This window comes from Amycolatopsis sp. NPDC054798, assembly GCF_053611505.1.
Window position 1 is genome coordinate 1 of the sequence record NZ_JBSHAM010000024.1, and the last position, 16961, is coordinate 16961.

At 69.6% G+C, this 16961-nt stretch carries 18 protein-coding genes; 8 read left to right on the plus strand and 10 right to left on the minus strand.

From position 1 onward, the window contains the following. Positions 1–328: 328 nt before the first annotated feature. Positions 329–1654, minus strand: a complete 1326-nt coding sequence (locus ACWGIC_RS17050; RefSeq protein WP_452076885.1) for a glycoside hydrolase family 27 protein — start codon at positions 1652–1654, stop codon at positions 329–331. Positions 1655–1889: 235 nt separating this feature from the next. Between ACWGIC_RS17050 and ACWGIC_RS17055 the strand changes: the two genes are divergently transcribed. Then, entirely contained in the window at positions 1890–4514 is a 2625-nt protein-coding gene (locus tag ACWGIC_RS17055; RefSeq protein ID WP_452076886.1) for a fibronectin type III domain-containing protein, read from the plus strand. Positions 4515–4566: 52 nt separating this feature from the next. On the opposite strand, the gene ACWGIC_RS17060 is transcribed toward ACWGIC_RS17055, so the two are convergent. Continuing rightward, positions 4567–5505 (minus strand): GlxA family transcriptional regulator, encoded by a 939-nt coding sequence (locus ACWGIC_RS17060; protein ID WP_452076887.1) that lies wholly within the window; start codon positions 5503–5505, stop codon positions 4567–4569. Positions 5506–5576: 71 nt separating this feature from the next. Between ACWGIC_RS17060 and ACWGIC_RS17065 the strand changes: the two genes are divergently transcribed. Then, the gene (locus ACWGIC_RS17065; protein ID WP_452076888.1) at positions 5577–5912 is read left to right on the plus strand and encodes a cupin domain-containing protein; all 336 of its coding nucleotides are present in this window, start codon (positions 5577–5579) and stop codon (positions 5910–5912) included. On the opposite strand, the gene ACWGIC_RS17070 is transcribed toward ACWGIC_RS17065, so the two are convergent. Together ACWGIC_RS17070 and ACWGIC_RS17075 are read right to left on the minus strand one after the other, a co-directional pair. Beyond that, complete coding sequence (locus tag ACWGIC_RS17070; RefSeq protein WP_452076889.1) at positions 5909–6301, minus strand: VOC family protein; 393 nt, start codon at positions 6299–6301, stop codon at positions 5909–5911. The genes ACWGIC_RS17065 and ACWGIC_RS17070 overlap by 4 nt on opposite strands. Then, a complete protein-coding gene (locus ACWGIC_RS17075; RefSeq protein ID WP_452076890.1) occupies positions 6298–7122 on the minus strand; it encodes a helix-turn-helix domain-containing protein in 825 nt (274 codons plus the stop codon). Before ACWGIC_RS17075 ends, ACWGIC_RS17070 begins: the two co-directional genes overlap by 4 nt. A gap of 74 nt (positions 7123–7196) precedes the next feature. Here ACWGIC_RS17075 and ACWGIC_RS17080 point away from each other — a divergent pair, with 74 nt between their 5' ends. From ACWGIC_RS17080 to ACWGIC_RS17090, 3 genes are read left to right on the plus strand one after another with little or no spacing between them, the layout of a single operon-like run. Continuing rightward, complete coding sequence (locus ACWGIC_RS17080) at positions 7197–7451, plus strand: hypothetical protein (protein WP_037820327.1); 255 nt, start codon at positions 7197–7199, stop codon at positions 7449–7451. Positions 7452–7472: 21 nt separating this feature from the next. Then, on the plus strand, positions 7473–8534 hold the full coding sequence (locus ACWGIC_RS17085; RefSeq protein ID WP_452076891.1) for a DUF2891 domain-containing protein: 1062 nt from the start codon (positions 7473–7475) through the stop codon (positions 8532–8534). Position 8535: 1 nt separating this feature from the next. After that, on the plus strand, positions 8536–8814 hold the full coding sequence (locus ACWGIC_RS17090) for a hypothetical protein (protein ID WP_452076892.1): 279 nt from the start codon (positions 8536–8538) through the stop codon (positions 8812–8814). Here the strand turns inward: ACWGIC_RS17090 and ACWGIC_RS17095 are convergent. Beyond that, on the minus strand, positions 8811–9416 hold the full coding sequence (locus ACWGIC_RS17095) for a TetR/AcrR family transcriptional regulator (RefSeq protein WP_452076893.1): 606 nt from the start codon (positions 9414–9416) through the stop codon (positions 8811–8813). The genes ACWGIC_RS17090 and ACWGIC_RS17095 overlap by 4 nt on opposite strands. Before the next feature lie 89 nt (positions 9417–9505). Here ACWGIC_RS17095 and ACWGIC_RS17100 point away from each other — a divergent pair, with 89 nt between their 5' ends. Next, positions 9506–9982 carry a nitroreductase/quinone reductase family protein gene (locus ACWGIC_RS17100; RefSeq protein WP_452076894.1) on the plus strand — a complete coding sequence of 159 codons (477 nt, stop codon included), beginning with the start codon at positions 9506–9508 and terminating at the stop codon, positions 9980–9982. A 66-nt stretch (positions 9983–10048) separates the two neighbouring features. Here ACWGIC_RS17100 and ispG read toward each other — a convergent pair whose 3' ends face one another. From ispG to dxr, 4 genes are all read right to left on the minus strand, one after another. Further along, positions 10049–11200, minus strand: a complete 1152-nt coding sequence (gene ispG / locus ACWGIC_RS17105; protein ID WP_337822568.1) for a flavodoxin-dependent (E)-4-hydroxy-3-methylbut-2-enyl-diphosphate synthase — start codon at positions 11198–11200, stop codon at positions 10049–10051. 118 nt (positions 11201–11318) lie between these two features. After that, entirely contained in the window at positions 11319–12521 is a 1203-nt protein-coding gene (locus ACWGIC_RS17110; RefSeq protein WP_452076895.1) for a M50 family metallopeptidase, read from the minus strand. Between the two features lie 174 nt (positions 12522–12695). Further along, on the minus strand, positions 12696–14033 hold the full coding sequence (locus ACWGIC_RS17115; protein WP_452076896.1) for a flavin monoamine oxidase family protein: 1338 nt from the start codon (positions 14031–14033) through the stop codon (positions 12696–12698). Positions 14034–14097: 64 nt separating this feature from the next. Then, entirely contained in the window at positions 14098–15294 is a 1197-nt protein-coding gene (gene dxr / locus ACWGIC_RS17120; protein ID WP_452076897.1) for a 1-deoxy-D-xylulose-5-phosphate reductoisomerase, read from the minus strand. A gap of 93 nt (positions 15295–15387) precedes the next feature. Here dxr and ACWGIC_RS17125 point away from each other — a divergent pair, with 93 nt between their 5' ends. Both ACWGIC_RS17125 and ACWGIC_RS17130 read left to right on the plus strand, forming a co-directional pair. Beyond that, positions 15388–15642 (plus strand): DUF2631 domain-containing protein, encoded by a 255-nt coding sequence (locus tag ACWGIC_RS17125; RefSeq protein WP_452076898.1) that lies wholly within the window; start codon positions 15388–15390, stop codon positions 15640–15642. A gap of 42 nt (positions 15643–15684) precedes the next feature. Further along, a complete protein-coding gene (locus tag ACWGIC_RS17130) occupies positions 15685–16359 on the plus strand; it encodes a peptidylprolyl isomerase (RefSeq protein WP_452076899.1) in 675 nt (224 codons plus the stop codon). Here the strand turns inward: ACWGIC_RS17130 and ACWGIC_RS17135 are convergent. Then, a complete protein-coding gene (locus tag ACWGIC_RS17135) occupies positions 16343–16948 on the minus strand; it encodes a TetR/AcrR family transcriptional regulator (RefSeq protein WP_452076900.1) in 606 nt (201 codons plus the stop codon). The genes ACWGIC_RS17130 and ACWGIC_RS17135 overlap by 17 nt on opposite strands. Positions 16949–16961: the final 13 nt, after the last annotated feature.

Below are 16961 nucleotides of genomic sequence, written 5' to 3' on the forward strand. Positions count from 1 at the left end.
CACTTTTTTGTTTTATTTTTGGTGGGTTGTTTTTTTTTTTTACGACACTGGGTGCCCTCGGCGCCATGCCCCGGGGCGGCCCCCCCCCGGGGCCCCGCCGCCCCGCTTCTCCCCTGGAGTCCGTGAAGGACCCCCTGAGGGAATCAGTGTCCGTGAACGTGGCCTTCACGGACGGCGAACTCACGATGCACACCGAGCCAGCCCTAGCCGGCGAGCCTTCGGTCTGGCCTGCCAGCCGAGGTTGTGGTCCGTGAAGGGCTCCTTGAGGGAATCTGATTCCCTCAAGGAGTCCTTCACGGACGGCTGGAACGGCTGAGGCTGTCGTGGCTCAGTGGTGACGCGGAACCAGGTGCAGCAGCCGCGAAGCGTGCGGCGCCAGGGTCGCGGTGAAGCTGTCCCGGCTCATGCCCAGGTTCCGGTGCGCCCACAGATCCCGCACGGCCGCCGGGCCGCGCAGTCCCAGGTCCTGCCAGGACGCCGTCACCGGGGCTTCTGTCGAACCCAGGTTGAACAGCGCGACCGTCACCCCGCCCCGCCCGTCGGGGCTGAACCACACCTGCTGCTGGGTGGCCTGCGAGACCGGACGCGCCGGGCGGCCCGCCTGGTCGACAGCCAGCACCTCGCGGTTGGTGAGCAGTTTCAGGTCGTCGGGATCGAGTTTCGTCAGGTCGGTGCCGAGCAGCAGCGGCGAGGCTTCGATCGCCCACAGCGTCATGACGCTCTGCCGCTCGTCCGGGGTGATGCCGTTCGCTTCGCCGTTGCCGACCTCGATGGAGTCCAGGTCGTTCCAGTGGCCGGGCCCGGCGTATTGCGTCCACTTGGGAGCGTCGGCGAAGCGCAGTTTGACCCGCACGTCCCAGTTCGTGAGGCCGACGCAGTGCGAGTAGCACTCGATGTCGCCTTCGATCCGCCAGCCGTTGCTGTAGCGCTGCCAGGTCCCGGCCTCGGCGATGCTGAGCGAGTTCGACAGTTCCAAGTGGATCGGGCGGCCGGTGGCCTGTATCGCCGAATGCCACTGCCGGATGTCCTCGCGGTTGTCCGCGGGGATCTTGCCGCCGCCGGGCCCGACGAAGTCCATTTTGATGTAGTCGACGCCCCACGAAGCCAGCTGCCGCGCCTGCGAGCGGACGTACGCGGCCGCGCCGGGCTTGCTGAAGTCGAGTTTCGCGGATTTGTCGTCCGCGGTGTTGCCCGCGCCGGGCATGACGATGTCGTGCACCCGGTACGGCGTGCCCTCGATCGGAGAATCCGCCGCGACCGCTTGCGCCGGGACGCCGGGCACCAGGTAGATGCCGAATTTCAGGCCGCGCTGGTGCAGATACCGGGCCAGCGAGGCGACGCCGTTGGGGAATTTCTTCGGATCGGCCGCGACCCGGCCGAACTCGTCGACGTGGTCGTTCCAGCCCGCGTCGATGTTGATGTACCGGTAGCCGTAGGCGGCTAGCCGGTCGTGCAGGACGTCGGCCTGCGCCTTGATCGTCTCCTCGGTGAATTTCCGGCGCAGCGCGCTCCAGCTGCTCCAGCCCATCGGCGGCGTTCTCGCCACCGGTGTCCAGGACTCGATCGACTGACTGTCCGCCGCCGCTGTTCCCGCCAGCGCACCGGCCAGCACCGTCACCGCCGCGGCCAGCACACCGATCCGACTCCGCTTCATCGCGACCACCTCTCCCGGGGATCGCTTCGTTGTACGCGCGCCGGACGCACGACAGCAATGATTCATCGGATCACTGACCGCTAGCCGGGACGGAACCCGCCGACCGGGCCAACCCTGTTCACCACCGTGAATGCCGGGAATATCCGTGCGAGACCTCTCGACACGATCGTAAATAGATCCTATCTTTCTCTCGGCGCTGACTCGCGTCGTTCACTGGCGAACACGGAGGTCCCGGATGAAGCTCAGACCAGCGCGCTCCAGCCGGCGGCGCGCACTCGGGCTCGCCGCCGCGGTGCTGACCGCGACCGCGGTGCTGCCCGCCGGTGCGGCCGCGGCGTGGCCGGGCGGCCAGGACGTGTACGTCTCGCCGTGGGGCAACGATTCCGGATCCGGCGCCGTCTGGTCGCCGGTGCGCACGCTCCCCCGCGCGCAGCAGCTCGTCCGGCAGCGCGCCGCGCACCTGAACTCCGACCTGACCGTGCACGTCGCCTCCGGCACCTACCGGCTCGACAAACCGCTCGAACTCGACGCGGCCGATTCCGGCACAAACGGACACCGCGTCGTCTGGCAGGGTTCGCCGGGCACCGTGGTCAGCGGCGGCAAGCAGGTCACCGGCTGGCGTCCGGTCGCCGGACGGCCGGGCCTCTACTCCGCTCCCGCGCCCGCCGGGCTGGACAACACTCGCCAGCTGTACGTGGACGGCGTCCGCGCGCAGCGGGCGTCCGGACGGCTTCCGGTGAGCGTGCAGGCGACCGACACCGGATACACCGCGTCCGCGGACACCATGGCGCACTGGCGAAACCCGAGCGACCTCGAACTGGTTTACACCAGCGGCGAACAGCTGTGGAACGTCGTGCGCAACGGCCTCGGCCAATGGACCGAGCCGCGCTGCCCGATCGCCTCGGCAACCGGCACGACGATCACCATGGCGCAGCCGTGCTGGGACAACTCCACCCGGCGCGTGATGTTCGCCGACATCCCCGGCCGTTCGGTCAACATGGTCGGCCCCGGCGATCTCACCAACGGGCGGCAACCGTCCTATGTGGAGAATGCGTTCGAACTCCTGGACACCCCCGGCGAGTGGTACCTCGACCGCGCCGCGCACACCGTGTACTACCTGCCGCGCAAGGGCGAGAACCTGCACTGGGCCGACGTCGAGATGCCTGCGCCGGAAAAGCTCGTGGACGGCCGCGGCACCGCCGAAGCGCCGGTCCACGACATCTCCTTCCGCGGCATCCAGTTCTCCTACGCGACCTGGCTCGAACCGTCGTCGCCGGAAGGGTTCTCCGAAATCCAGGCCGGCTACCGGATCACCGGCGAACGCGGCTGGGCCACGCAGGGCCTGTGCCAGTTCACACCCGGCGGCACCTGTCCTTACGCGGACTGGACGAAGGAACCCGGCAACGTCTCGATGTCGCACGGGCACCGGATCGAATTCCGTGACACCGTGTTCGCGCACCTCGGCGCGGCTGGGCTCGATCTCGGCGAAGGCGCGCAGGACAGCAGTGTGTCCGACAGCGTGTTCACCGACATCTCCGGCAACGGCGTCGAAATCGGCGGGGTCAGCAAGCCCGCCGCGTCCGGCGCGGACCTGACCGCTCGGGTCAAGGTGACCAACAACCACCTGTACGGCATGCCGCGCGAATTCACCGGCGGGGTCCCGATCGTCAACGGGTACTCGCAGGACAATGTCGTGTCGCACAACCAGATCGACCACGTCGCCTACTCCGGCATCTCGATGGGCTGGGGCGGCTGGCCGGACAAGATCAAGCAGGCCGCGACGCCGAACGTCTCGCGCAACAACGTGGTGTCGGACAACCTGATCCACGACTACATGCTTTCGCTGGACGACGGCGGCGGCATCTACACCCAGGGCATCACCGGGCCGTCGCAGGCCGAGGGCGAGAAGGTGACCGGCAACGTCATCTACGACCAGTGGGGTCTCGGCAAGTCCGTCTACACCGACAACGGCTGCACCTACGAAACCGTTTCGGGCAACGTGCTTTACCACGCGGCGTACGCCAATGTCGCCTCCACGCACACCGACTACCGGGACTCGCTGGGCAACCTCGACCCGACTGTCATCTCCGGGAACTACTGGGAGCAGGGCGACAAGGACGGCAACAACAAGGGCGTCATCACCCAGGGCAACCACCTGCTGAACAACCCGGCCGCCGCCCCTAGGTCCATTGTGGACAACGCGGGCATCGAACCGGGCCACCGTTCGGTGCTGAACCGCCGGATCGACGGCGCGTCCGCCCCGCAGGCTCCGACGCGGATCGGCACCTTCTCGGTGTCCGGTCAGCTGTACGCGACCTGGAACCCGACGGTCGCGGAAAACGGTGCGCCGGTGCAGGACTACGTGCTGACCGCCTCGGACGGCAAGCACAGCGTCACGAGTTCGGTGTCCGCAAGGGACTTCGCACGCACCGGCTACACCGTGATCCCGAAGCTGACGGACGGTCAGACGTACACGGTCACGGTGGCCGCGCGCAACCGGTTCGGCACTGGCCTGCCGTCGCTGCCCTCGGCACCGGTCACCGTCGCGCAGCCGGGCACCCAGCCCGCTGCCGCGCCGACCGGAGCGAAGGCCCTGCCGAGCACTGACGCGGCGAGCATCCGCTGGACGCCGCCGAAGGAAACCGGGTCGACCCCGGTGATCGGCTACCGGATCACCGTGTCCGACGGCCGCACCATCGAGGTCACCGGACGCGACACGATCGTCAGCCAGCCGACGCAGAAGGGCCTGACGCGCGTCGTGGACGGACTGAAGCCAGGCACCGCGTACACCTTCACCATCGCCGCCGTCACCGGAACCGGTGTCGGACCCGCGGTGACGGTGCAGACCGCCACCGCGTAACCCGGTGATCGGCGCGTACCGGACCTCCCTGCCGGTGCGCGCCGATCACCCTTCATCCCAGGCGGAACGCCCTTCGATACGCCCCCGGCGTCGTCCCCACCTGAGCCCGGAACCGGCGGCGCAAGTTCACTGCCGACGCCAGGCCGACCCGCGTGGCGATCGTGTCCACCGGCAGATCCGTCTCCTCCAGCAGCCGCCGCGCCTCCGCCACCCGCCGCGACAACAGCCACGCGCCCGGGCTCGTCCCCAGCTGATCAGCGAACCGGCGAGCCAGCGTCCGCGGCGAAATCCTCAAGTGCGCAGCCAAATCCTCCACCGACAACGGTGTCGCCAAACGCTCCCCCGCCCAGTCGAGCAACCCGTCCAGAGAAGCGTCCACGGACACCGGCCGCGGCACATACTGCACCTGGCCGCCCTCGCGATGCGTCGGCATCACCATGTGCCGCGAGATGAGCGCCGCGTGCGCCGCCCCGTGGTCGCGCCGGACCAGATGCAGGCAGAGATCGATGCCCGCCCCCGCGCCCGCGCTCGTGGCGACGTCGCCGTGGTCCACGTAAAGGACGTCCGGTTCCACGCGCACTTCCGGGAAATCCCGTTGCAGCTGCTCGGTGCGCGCCCAGTGGGTCGTCGCCGTTCTTCCGTTCAGCAGCCCGGTCTGGGCCAGCGCGAAGACCCCTGAACAGATCGTGACCAGCCGCGCGCCTCGGTCGTGCGCGCGCAGCAACGCCCGGCGCACCTTCGGCGAGAGCGGCGTTTCCACGGGCGTCCAGCCGGGGATCAGCACCGTGTCGGCCTTCGAGAGCGCCGAAAGCCCGCTGGAAACGTGGATCTCATATCCGGCCGTGGTCGGCACCGGGCCGGGATTTTCGGTGCACACCTCGAATTCGTAATGCTGCGGCACCCCGTCCCTGATCGTGCCGAACACCTCCGTGCCGCAGCCGAGCTCGAACGTCGACTGCACCGGCCGGACAAGAGCCACCACGCGATGCATGGCAAGAAAGTACCCGATGACGTCTTTCCTGACACTGTCTCGCCCGGGTCCGGGTTGCCAAGCTGGGGGCCATGCATCCCGAAATCCTTGCCCAGCCGGGCTACACCTCGGTCCCGGTCGGCGAAGCCCCGGTGAAGGACCTGTTCCCCGGCATCCGCCTCCGTCCGCTGTGGAAGGGCGAAAACGGCGCGCACGCCAACGTGGTCGAGTTCGATCCCGGCAGCACCTGGCCCGAACGCGACGTGCACGAGCCCGGTCCGGAAGAGGTCTTCGTCGTGTCCGGCACCTTCAACGACGGAGCGCGCGACTACCCGGCTGGAACGTTCATCCACGCCCCGGCCGGTTCGTGGCATGTCCCGGCGACAGAGAGCGGCTGCACCCTGTTCGTGTTCTACCCCGAAGGTTAAGCGCCGCGGTAACTCCCGATCGTCCAAGCGTTCCCCTCGGGATCGCGGACGGTGAACGTGTGCGAGCCGTAGTCGGTGTCGTGCAGCTCCAAGCTGATTTCGGCACCGGCTTCGCGCACGCGGGCGTAGATCTCGTCCACGCGATCCGAGACCACGTACACCGCGCTGGCACCGGGTTTCATCTCGTCGTGCACGCCGTCGGCGGGCCCGCCGCAGCTGCCCAGCATCACGGCACCGCCTTCGGGCCACCGGAGTTCGGCGTGCGCGACGCCGTTTTCCCCAGGCACCACGAGGGTCTCCTCGAAGCCGAGAACGTCGGTGAGGAAACGGATCGCGCCGCGGGCGTCGGTGTAGCGGAAAGCGGGCCAGACCGTCGGTTGTGGTGTCATGCCGTCGATTCTGCGGCGGCGGCCTTGGTCTCGTCTTGGAGAAACGGGAGCTCCTCCGCCATCCACGTCCGCGGCGAGCACCCGGCCAGCGCGCGCCACTCGTTCGAAAAGTGCGCCTGGTCGTAATACCCGGCCGCATAAGCGATTCCGGCCAGCTCACGGTGTCCGGTACGCAACAACCGGACCGCGCGCTCGAACCGCAGCACGCGCGCCGCCTGCTTCGGGGCCAACCCCAGCTCGGCGCGGAACCGCTCCCCCAGATGCCGCCGGCTCCAGCCGACCTCGTCCGCCAAATCGCCGACCCGCACCAGCCCGCCGCTGCGGCGCAGCTCGTGCCACGCGCGGTCCAGCTCCGGCGGCTGCTCGGCGCGCTCGACCGCCCGCGCGGCGAGCACGTCGTCGAGAATCGCGAACCGGGCACGCCAATCCGCGGCCTCGGCCAGCCGGTCCGGCAGCCGGGCGAGGTCGCCGCCGAAATCGGCGAGGTCGGCCACCCGGCCGGTCAGCTCGGCGGCCGTGACGCCCAGCAGCGTCCGCGCTCCCAGCGGGTCCAGCTCCAGCTGCACGCCGCGCTGCACCCGGTCCTGGGTGATCAGCGCGGGTTCGGTGTGCAGGCCGCCGACCGCGCTCCGCAGCGTTCCGGCCCCGTCCAGCCCGGCGTACCGGATCGGCTCTTCGAGGCTGATCACGAGCGTGAGGTGCCGCGAGGGCAGCCCGCGGTGCACCGCGAGGGTGACGTTCTCCTGTGCGTAGCCGACGTAGCGCGTGACCAGGCCCCGCAGCACCGGATGCGGCGGACGGGCGGCCCAGCTGTGACTCACGCGACCAGGCTAGCCCGGAAACGCGCGGATTCTGCTACCACGGGAGAGCGGTCCCCACGATGAGGAGAAGCCCGATGACGATCCAGGAACAGGCGCAGCAACTCGAACTGCTCGCCGACCAGGTGCCGACCGGAATCGCCCTCGCCACGAAGGGCGAGCTGGAAGACCTGCAGGCCCAGGTGCTCGGCCTGCTCGGCGAAACCGGCAGCGCGACCGCGATCCAGGGTTCGGTGCAGATCGCGATCCGGCAGATCGACGAGGTCGCGGCCTCGCTGGAGAACGTGCGGATCCAGATCCGCGAAGCCGCGCAGCATCACCTGCGCGGCTGACTTTCGCGGCACTATGGACCGATGACCGGATGGAGCGCGGAACGAGCCCGGCTGCTGGCCGCGCACGCCGGTGAATTCGCCGAAACGGCGCTGGCCAACGTCGTCCGCGAGTACCCGCACTACGAGAGCCACTGGCGCACCGACGACACTCCTGTCCCGCCGATCCGCCAGCTGCACCCGTGTTTCTACGGCAGCTTCGACTGGCATTCGTGCGTGGAAATGTTCTGGGTGCTGGCACACCTGCTGCGCCGATACCCGGCGCTGGTACCGGCCGACGAGATCCGCGCCGTCCTCAACACCCGCCTGACCGCGCCCGCGCTGGCCGCCGAAGCCGCCTATTTCACGCCTGACCACCACCGCACGACCCAACGCCCGTACGGCTGGTCGATCCTGCTCGCGCTGACCGTGGAAACCGCTACCTGGGACGACCCCGACGCGGCGCGCTGGTCCGCTGCTCTTCAGCCGCTGAGCAAGCTTTTCACCACCCGCTTTCTCGAGTGGCTGCCGAAGGTCATCTACCCGATCCGGTACGGGCTGCACGAGAACGGCGCCTTCGGGCTCTCTCGCGCGCTGCCGTACGCCGATTACCTGGCCTCCCGGGGCGAACCGGCGTTGCAGCAGGTCATCACCGAGACGGCGGGGCGGTGGTTCGGCGCAGACCGCGACTACCCCGGAGCCTGGGAGCCGTCCGGAGCCGACTTCCTCACTCCGGCGCTGGCCGAGGCCGAGCTGATGAGCCGCCTCCTGACTGCCGCCGACTTCGGTGCTTGGCTGGACGCCTTCCTCCCCGGAATCGCCGACCATGTCCCGACGGCGCTGTTCACGCCGGTGCGGGTGACCGATGCTTCCGACGGGTTGATCGCCCATCTGCACGGGCTCAACCTGCACCGCGCTTGGTGCTGGCGGCGGATCGCGGCGGCGTTGCCGGGCGGGGACGGGCGGGCCGGGGCGATGGAGGAGGCCTCGCGGGAGCATGCGGAGGCCTCGCTGGCGCAGGTTACGGAGGGCCCGTATGCGGTGGAGCATTTCCTGGCCTACTACGCGCTGCTCCTGCTGAGTGACGCCGAATCGGGGACGGCCTGAGGTGTCGGATCCCTGGCTGCTCATCGAAGTGCTCGACGGAGAAGTGCCAGCAAGCGCCTGGCGACGCGCTTGCTCCGACGCGCTGTTCAAAGCCGCGATCACCGACCGCGCGGTGCGGTGGTCATGGCGGACGCGCGAACGCGGTGTCGTCTTCGAGATCGCCTTCAAGACCAGGGCCATCCGCGACGAATTCTGCGACCAGCCTTCAGTGAGGTCGGCGCTCGACGCCGTACCGGATCCGCGCCACGGCCTCACCATCACACCCGGCGGCGGTGATTAGCCCTCCGGCAACGGCTCCCGGTGCTCGGCGCGCAACCCGTCCAGCGAAACCCGCAACAGCCGGTTCCACAGATGCGGCTGCTCCGCGTCGGTGAACTGCGCCGCGTAGCCCAGCGAAATCAGCAACAGCACCAGGTCATCCGTAGTCACCCCAGGCCGCAGCGACTCCGCCGCCCGGGCCCGCAGCTCCTCGAGCACCTCCCGAAGCCGCGGAATCCCCGCCGGATCGGGATCGGTCCACGTCAGCGCGAAGCTCTCCATGATCGCCCGGTGCCGGGCGCAGCCGGACAACGCCTGCCGGTAGAAATCCGCCAGCGCCGCCCACGGGTCCTCCGCCTCGACCGCGGCCTGGCGCGCGGCCTCGGCCCACCGGGAGAAGTCCTGGTCCAGGACGGTCCGGACGAGGTCTTCCTTCTTCGGGAAATGCCGGTACAGCGTCCCCATGCCGACCCCGCTGCGCCGGGCGATCTCCCGGACGTCGACCGCTGCTCCCTGTTCCGCCATCACCTCGGCGGCGGCTTCGACGATCGCCTCCCGGTTGCGGATCGCGTCCGCGCGCGGGGCGCGGCGCCGGGGGGTGGTGTGCGGTTCGACCACGGTCATGCGCCGAGCATACCCGCTTACCCGGAGCACTTGCTCCTCCTAGTGTGCTAGTTTGCGGAGCAAGTGCTCCGCCTAGTAAAGGAGATGCTGTGCCCGACCCCACCCTCGCCGACTGGAACGTCCGGATCATCGCCGAATTCCGGGAGAACTCCGGCTACGTCGCCTGGAGCAGTCCGGAGGAATTCGCGGCGGGCCGTCCCGTTCCGCCGCACATGCCCGGGTTTCCGGAAAAGGGAATGCCGCTGATCCTCGTGCACCACGTCGGCGCGAAAACCGGCAAGGCGCGGATCAGCCCGCTGTTTTCCCTGCCGGTCGGCGACAGCTGGGCCGTTTTCGGCACGCACGGCGGCAGCCCGCACAACCCGCCGTGGTACGTGAATCTCATGGCGAATCCGCAGACCGTCATCGAAGCGGGCGTGGAAAAAATCCCGGTCCAAGCACGGCTCGCCGCCGGAGCGGAGCGGGCCGCGATCTGGGCCGAGCAGATCGCGCTGGTCCCGAAATTCGCCGAATTCGAGGCCGCTTCCGGACGGGAGATCCCGGTCGTCCTGCTGGAACGCCGCTGAAAAGCCGTGAAGGGCTCCTTGAGGGAATCTGATTCCCTCAAGGAGCCCTTCACGGACCGGGAAAACTCAGCCGACGGTGACGCTCGGCGCGCCCTCTCCGATGCTCTCGCCGGATTCCTCGGCGATCCGCATGGCCTCTTCGATCAGGGTCTCCACGATCGCGTGCTCCGGCACGGTCTTGATGACCTCGCCCTTCACGAAGATCTGGCCCTTGCCGTTGCCGGAGGCGACGCCGAGGTCGGCCTCGCGGGCCTCGCCGGGGCCGTTCACGACGCAGCCCATCACCGCGACGCGCAGCGGGATCTCCATCCCTTCCAGCCCGGCGGTGACCTGGTCGGCCAGCGTGTAGACGTCCACCTGCGCGCGCCCGCACGACGGGCACGACACGATCTCCAGCTTCCGCGGCCGCAGGTTCAGCGACTGCAGGATCTGCGTGCCGACCTTGACCTCTTCCACCGGCGGCGCGGACAGCGACACCCGGATGGTGTCGCCGATGCCCTGGCGCAGCAGCGCGCCGAACGCGACGGCGGACTTGATCGTGCCCTGGAACGCGGGCCCGGCCTCGGTGACGCCGAGGTGCAGCGGGTAATCGCACTGTTCGGCGAGGATCTCGTAGGCGCGCACCATCACGACCGGGTCGTTGTGCTTCACCGAGATCTTGATGTCGTGGAAATCGTGCTCGGCGAACAGCGACGCCTCCCACATCGCCGATTCGGCGAGCGCTTCCGGGGTGGCCTTGCCGTACTTCTCCAGCAGCCGCTTGTCGAGCGACCCGGCGTTGACGCCGATCCGGATCGGCGTGCCGTGGTCCTTCGCGGCCTGCGCGATTTCCTTGACCTGGTCGTCGAACTTGCGGATGTTGCCCGGGTTCACCCGCACCGCGGCGCAGCCGGCCTCGATCGCGGCGAACACGTACTTGGGCTGGAAGTGGATGTCGGCGATCACCGGGATCTGCGACTTCTTCGCGATCGCGGGCAGCGCCTCGGCGTCGTCGGCCGACGGGCACGCGACGCGCACGATGTCGCAGCCGGCCGCGGTCAGCTCGGCGATCTGCTGGAGGGTGGCGTTGACGTCGGAGGTCAGCGTCGTGGTCATCGACTGCACCGAGATCGGGTGGTCGCTGCCGACCCCCACCGACCCCACCATCAGCTGGCGGGTCTTGCGACGCTCGGCGAGAACGGGCGGGGGCAGAGCGGGCATACCTAACGCGACGGTCACGCTTCCAGCGTACCCACCCCACCCCGGCGCGTTTCAACGAAGTCAGCCGACGCGGTGAGCAGCGTTACCCCCGGTCGGGCGGGGCGGGCCGGAGGCGTGACCCGGCCGGTGCGCGCGGTTACTGCAGGCGGATCGGATTGACGATGTCCGCTGTCACCGTGAGCAGCGTGACGCCGCCGCCGATGACCACTAACACCATCGTGATCGCGGACAGCTTCGTGTAGTCGACCGGGCCGCCCGCGGGTTTGCCGCGCAGGCCGCGCAGCCAGTCGCGGACGCGTTCGTACCAGACGATCGCGATGTGCCCGCCGTCCATCGGCAGCAGCGGCAGCAGGTTGAACACGCCGATGAAGAAGTTCAGGCTGGCCAGCAGCAGCAGGAAGACCTGCCACAGCCCGGCCTCGACCGCCTCGCCGCCGAGCCTGCTCGCGCCGACGACGCTGACCGGGGTGTCCGGGTCGCGCTCGCCGCCGAAGATCGAGTTGAAGACCGCCGGGATGCGCTTCGGGAAGGCCATCAGCCCGTCCCACGTGCGGGCGAACATGTCGCCGGTGAACGACGCCGCGCCGCCGAACGCGCCGCCCACGCTGTACTGGATGCTCCGCGCGACCCCGACGCCGACCGCGCCCACCGATTCGGTGCGGCCGTTCGCGGCGGGCCGGGTCACCTTCGGCACGTCGACGACGAACGTCTGCTGCGTCCCGCCGCGCTCCACGACCACCGGGACCGGCCCGGAGACCGCCTTGACCTGGGTCACCATCTCGGTCCAGGTCGGGGTCGGCTTGCCGGCCACCGAGAGCACGACGTCGCCGGGCAGCAGGCCCGCCTTCTTCGCCGGGGCCGGGTCGCCGGGCTGGCAGACCGGGTTGTTGACCTGCTCGACCGTGGCACCGCCGCGCACGCAGTCGGAGATGGTCGAGACGATCGGCTTCTGGTCCACGTTCGGCAGGCCCATGGTGGCCGCCATGATGAACAGCACGATGAAGCCGAGCAGGAAGTGCGTGATGGAACCGGCCGACATCACGACGGTCCGCTTCCATGCCTTGAACCGCCACATCGCGCGCGGCGCTTCCTCCGGGGTGACCTCGTCGAGCGCGGTCATGCCGGCGATGTCGCAGAAGCCGCCGAGCGGGATCGCTTTGAGGCCGTACTCGGTCTCGCCGCGCCGGAAGGAGAACACGGTCGGCCCGAAGCCGACGAAATACCGGCGGACCCGCATCCCGAACATCCGGGCGGTGACCATGTGGCCCGCTTCGTGCAAGGCGACCGAAACACAGATCGCGAGCGCGAAAAGCACCACGCCGATCACATAGGCAAGCACGGGCCTTGCACCTCACCCCTCAGCCGCGATCCGCGAGGCGGTGGCGGCAGGTTCGTCGTCTTTCACGGCTCCAGCAAGCGGTGAGACCACCCGACAAGTTCCGGGTTCAAGTATCCGCCGCCAGCGTGAAACCAGTGTTGCATCGACCGGCGCGGCTCCGTGCACCGGTCGAGGTCAGCTTGCCAGGTCCGCGACGATTTCCCCGGCGGCCCGGCGTCCGGACTCGACGGCGCCGTCGAAGTAGCCGTTCCAGTGCACCGCGGTCTCGGTGCCCGCCCAGTGCAGCGGTCCCACCGGCTGCCGCAGCGACGGGCCGAAGGTGGTCCACGCGCCGGGGACGAAATGTCCGGAGAAACAGCCCCTCGTCCATTCCTCGCCGAGCCAGTCGAACTCCACGTAGTCCTGGGGTTCCTGCGCCTGCGGGCCGAAGAGCGCGGCGAGGTGGTCCAGCACCAGACGACGGCGCACCTCGGGACGTTCGCGCCGCAACGCGACGGCTTCCGCGCCGTACGCGAAACCCGTCAGCACGGCCCGGGGCGAGCCGGGCGGGGTGTTGTCGACGGTTTCGGTGAGGACGCCGTCGGTCGAGCGGGCGACGCCGGAAAGCCCGGCCTCGTGCCAGAACGGTTCGGCGTAGATCGCGTGGACCTTTAGCGCGGTACCGGCGGGCATCCGCTGGAACGCGCCTTCCCGGAGCGCGGGCAGCGGCGGGTCGTAGCGCATCCGCCCGGCGAGCGAGGGCGGGACCGCGACGATCACTCGCGCGGCCTGCCAGCAGGTGGTGCGGGTGTGCACGCGCGCCGCGTGGTCGTCGTACTCGATCGCCGTCACCGGGTCGCCGAGCCGCAGTGTGCCGGGCGGAAGCGCGGCGGCCATCTGCTCGGCGATCTGCTGGGCTCCCCCGACGATCCGGCTGTCCTGTGCCCCGCCTTCGTACCCGAGCAACGGCTCGACGCCGCCCGCGCTGGCGAGGTAGAACAGCGTCTCCAGCAAGGACGTCTCCGCGGCGCTGCCGGCGAGCAGACCGCCGGAGACGACGCGGTCGAGAAACCGGAAAGCCGCCTGCGGCAGGTCTTTCGCCGAGAGCCAGGACGCGAACGTGCACTGGTCCCATTCAGCGGCGCGCGGGCTCGTCCACGGTTGTTCGACGACGATTTCCCGCGCCAATGCGTCCAATTCGGTCAGCACCGCGGCGGCTTCCGGCGGGGTGTCCGGAACCCGTTGCCCGCCGTACTCGACGACCATCTCCCCCTGCCCCGGCGTGGGGTAGAAGCCGATGCCGTACCGCTCGACCAGCGCCATGATGTTGCTTTGGGACGGGCCGATCCACTGGCCGCCCAAATCGAGCTGGGTGCCGTCCGGCAAGTACCGGGTGAGCACCCGGCCGCCGACCCTCGGCCGCGCTTCCAGCACGCGCACCGACAACCCCGCCTCGGTCAGCGTTTCCGCCGCGCTCAGCCCGGCGAATCCCGCACCGACCACCGCGACCTCGGCCTCGCCGTAGCTCGTCATGCCGCCAGCATCGCCCCGGATCGGCGGGGACCGCGCGCGAGCGCCCCCGAACGGGGGACCGCGATCACCCCAGCAGCTCGGCGGCCCGGGTGCGAGCCCACTGCTCAGCGGCGAGCACGTCCGCGACGTCGCGGGGTTCGCGCCGCCATTCGCCCGCGTCGGACACCACCTGCGAGACGGTGTCCACAATCGACAGGAACCCGGCCTTGCCCGCCAGGAAAGCGGCCACCGATTCCTCGTTCGCCGCGTTGAAAACCGCGGGAAGGCAGCCGCCCGCGGCACCCGCCTCGCGAGCCAGTTCGACGGCCGGGAACGCCTCGTTGTCGACCGGCTCGAAGGTCCAGCTCGCCGCGGCGTCCCAAGTGCACGCGGGGGCCGCGCCGGGAACGCGGTGCGGCCAGTTCAGCGCCAGCGCGATCGGCAGCCGCATGTCCGGCGGGCTCGCCTGGGCGATCGTGGAGCCGTCGGCGAAGGTGACCATCGAGTGCACGATGGACTGCGGGTGCACCGTCACGTCGATCCGCTCCGGTTCGATGCCGAACAGCAGCGACGCCTCGATCAGCTCCAGGCCCTTGTTCACGAGCGTCGCCGAGTTGATGGTGACCAGCGGACCCATCGACCACGTCGGATGCGCCATCGCCTGCTCGACGGTGACCTCGCCGAGGTCCCCGCGCTTCCGGCCGCGGAACGGGCCCCCGGACGCGGTGAGCACGAGCCGTGCGACCTCGTTGTCCTCGCCGGAACGCAGTGCTTGCGCCATCGCGGAATGCTCGGAGTCGACCGGCACCAGCTGTCCCGGCTTCGCCGCGGCGAGCACGAGCGGACCGCCCGCGATGAGGGATTCCTTGTTGGCCAGCGCGAGAGTCGCGCCGGTGGCCAGCGCGCGCAGCGTCGGGTCGAGGCCCTGCGATCCGGGCACCGCGTTGAGCACGACGTCGACCGGCACCGATTCGATCAGCTCGGCCACCGCGTCGGAACCGGCGAGGATGCGCGGGAGACGGAACTCGCCCTTCGAGTACCCCCGGCGCTGCGCTTCGGCGTACAGCGCGAGCTGCACGTCTTCGACCGCCGTGGGCTTCGTCACGGCGATCGCGGCTACTTCGTGCGCGATCGCTTGCTCGGCGAGCGTCGCCGGGTCGGAACCGCCGGCGGCGAGGCCGGCGATGGTGAACAAATGCGGGTTACGTGCGGCGACGTCGAGCGCCTGGGTCCCGATCGACCCGGTGGAACCCAGCACGAGGACGCTTCGCGAAGTAGTCATCAGCAAGCATTATGGCCCGGGTCCTGTCCGCGCGGCGGCCAGCGGTGTGGGATCATGCGGGGGCACAACGTCAGGCGGTTTGAAGGAGTGGTCGTGGCAGGCAAGGCGGTCGAAAAGCGCCCCGAGGTCGACCCGCGCGACGAGCCGTCGGCGGAATGGGGCTGGCACGGCTCGTTCCCGAAGGCCACCCGCATCGCGGGCTGGGTGTCCGCGGCCATCCTGCTGGTGATGATCAAGGGCAACCACGAGAACAACACGGAGAACGTGTGGCTCGTCGGGCTGTCCGCGTTCATCGTCCTGCTCCTGCTGCTCGACCTGCGCAAGAGCCGCACCGCCTGGCGCAAGTAAGCCCTGGCGCCCGGTGCCCGGGATTCGCTAGTTTCCGGGCCCATGAAGCCTCGCTGGGCCGCGCTCGCGGCCGCCGTCATCGCCGGTCTTTCCCTGTGCACCGCGGCCCCGGCCAGCGCCGCGTCTTCGGTGACGCCGCCGGTGGTCAGCTGCACCTTCACGCCGACGCCGGACAACCCGGCGGCGCGTCCGGTGCTGCGCCCGTTGCCGTTCGCGCTCACCCGCGGGACGGTCGACGTCACCTTCCACTACAACTACGGCCCGGTCACCGTGCGGCTCAACCGCGCGGGCGCGGCACCGTGCGCCGTCGCGAACATGACCAGCCTGGTGTTGCAGCACTTCTACGACCGCTCCCAGTGCTGGCGGCTGTCGAACTCCGCGCGCCTGGGCGTCCTGCAGTGCGGCGACATCTACGAGGTCGAAAAGGGCGGCCCCGGCTACAAATTCCCGGACGAGGTCACCGGCAAGGAGACCTACGAGCGCGGCACCGTCGCGATGGGCAACCAGGGCCCCGGCACCAACGGGTCGGAGTTCTTCATCGTGCACTCGTTCGCGCACATCCCGGCGAACTATTCGGTGCTCGGCAAGGTGGTGCGCGGCATGGAGGTCCTCGACCGGATGGTCGCCGACGGCATCGTCCCGACCGACCCGAACGGCCCGCTCGACGGCGCGCCCAAGCATCCGGTGAAGATCCGCTCGGTCAGCTTCGGCTGGTGACCTCCGGCGCGTAAGCGCGCAGGAAAACGCCGACGCCAGACCGGACCAGCGCCTCCCAGTCCTCCCCCGGTTCGGCCGCGGCGGCGCTGCCCGCGGTGAGCTGCACGAGGTGCACCGCGGCCAGCGAAGGATCCGCTATTGCGAGGTGCCCTTCGGCGGCAAGCCTGCGCAGATGCCCGGCCAGCGCCAGCCGCACCCGGGTCGGGCCGCGCTCCTTCCAGGCCGCGACCGTCTCCGGGTCGATGTGGTCCAGGTCGGCCTCGATCTGCCGGACCAGCGCCCAGTGCGGTTCGGTTTCCGGATCCCGTTTCGCCCACTGGAGGCCGAACTCGACGAGGTCGGCCTCCAGGTCGGCGATCCGGCCGAGCAGCTGGTCGGCGACCGCGATCTGGCGTTGTGCCACCCGGTCCGAGCTGTCCAGGATCACCGCGCGGAACAGTCCGGCCTTGTCGCCGTAGTGGTTGTAGATCGTCCGCGACGACACTCCCGCTTCGGCCGCGAGCACGTCGATGCTGGCGCGCGAGTAGCCGTCCCGGGCGAACACCCGGAGGGTGCCGTCGAGCAGAGCACGTTGCTTGTCCGTCCGCACCGGCTCAGTATGC

Coding starts and splice junctions, on each gene's coding strand:
- ACWGIC_RS17050 (WP_452076885.1), bottom strand. CDS start 1,654: ATGAAGCGGAGTCGGATCGGTGTGCTGGCCGCGGCGGTGACGGTGCTG.
- ACWGIC_RS17055 (WP_452076886.1), top strand. CDS start 1,890: ATGAAGCTCAGACCAGCGCGCTCCAGCCGGCGGCGCGCACTCGGGCTC.
- ACWGIC_RS17060 (WP_452076887.1), bottom strand. CDS start 5,505: ATGCATCGCGTGGTGGCTCTTGTCCGGCCGGTGCAGTCGACGTTCGAG.
- ACWGIC_RS17065 (WP_452076888.1), top strand. CDS start 5,577: ATGCATCCCGAAATCCTTGCCCAGCCGGGCTACACCTCGGTCCCGGTC.
- ACWGIC_RS17070 (WP_452076889.1), bottom strand. CDS start 6,301: ATGACACCACAACCGACGGTCTGGCCCGCTTTCCGCTACACCGACGCC.
- ACWGIC_RS17080 (WP_037820327.1), top strand. CDS start 7,197: ATGACGATCCAGGAACAGGCGCAGCAACTCGAACTGCTCGCCGACCAG.
- ACWGIC_RS17085 (WP_452076891.1), top strand. CDS start 7,473: ATGACCGGATGGAGCGCGGAACGAGCCCGGCTGCTGGCCGCGCACGCC.
- ACWGIC_RS17095 (WP_452076893.1), bottom strand. CDS start 9,416: ATGACCGTGGTCGAACCGCACACCACCCCCCGGCGCCGCGCCCCGCGC.
- ACWGIC_RS17115 (WP_452076896.1), bottom strand. CDS start 14,033: ATGACGAGCTACGGCGAGGCCGAGGTCGCGGTGGTCGGTGCGGGATTC.
- dxr (WP_452076897.1), bottom strand. CDS start 15,294: ATGACTACTTCGCGAAGCGTCCTCGTGCTGGGTTCCACCGGGTCGATC.
- ACWGIC_RS17130 (WP_452076899.1), top strand. CDS start 15,685: ATGAAGCCTCGCTGGGCCGCGCTCGCGGCCGCCGTCATCGCCGGTCTT.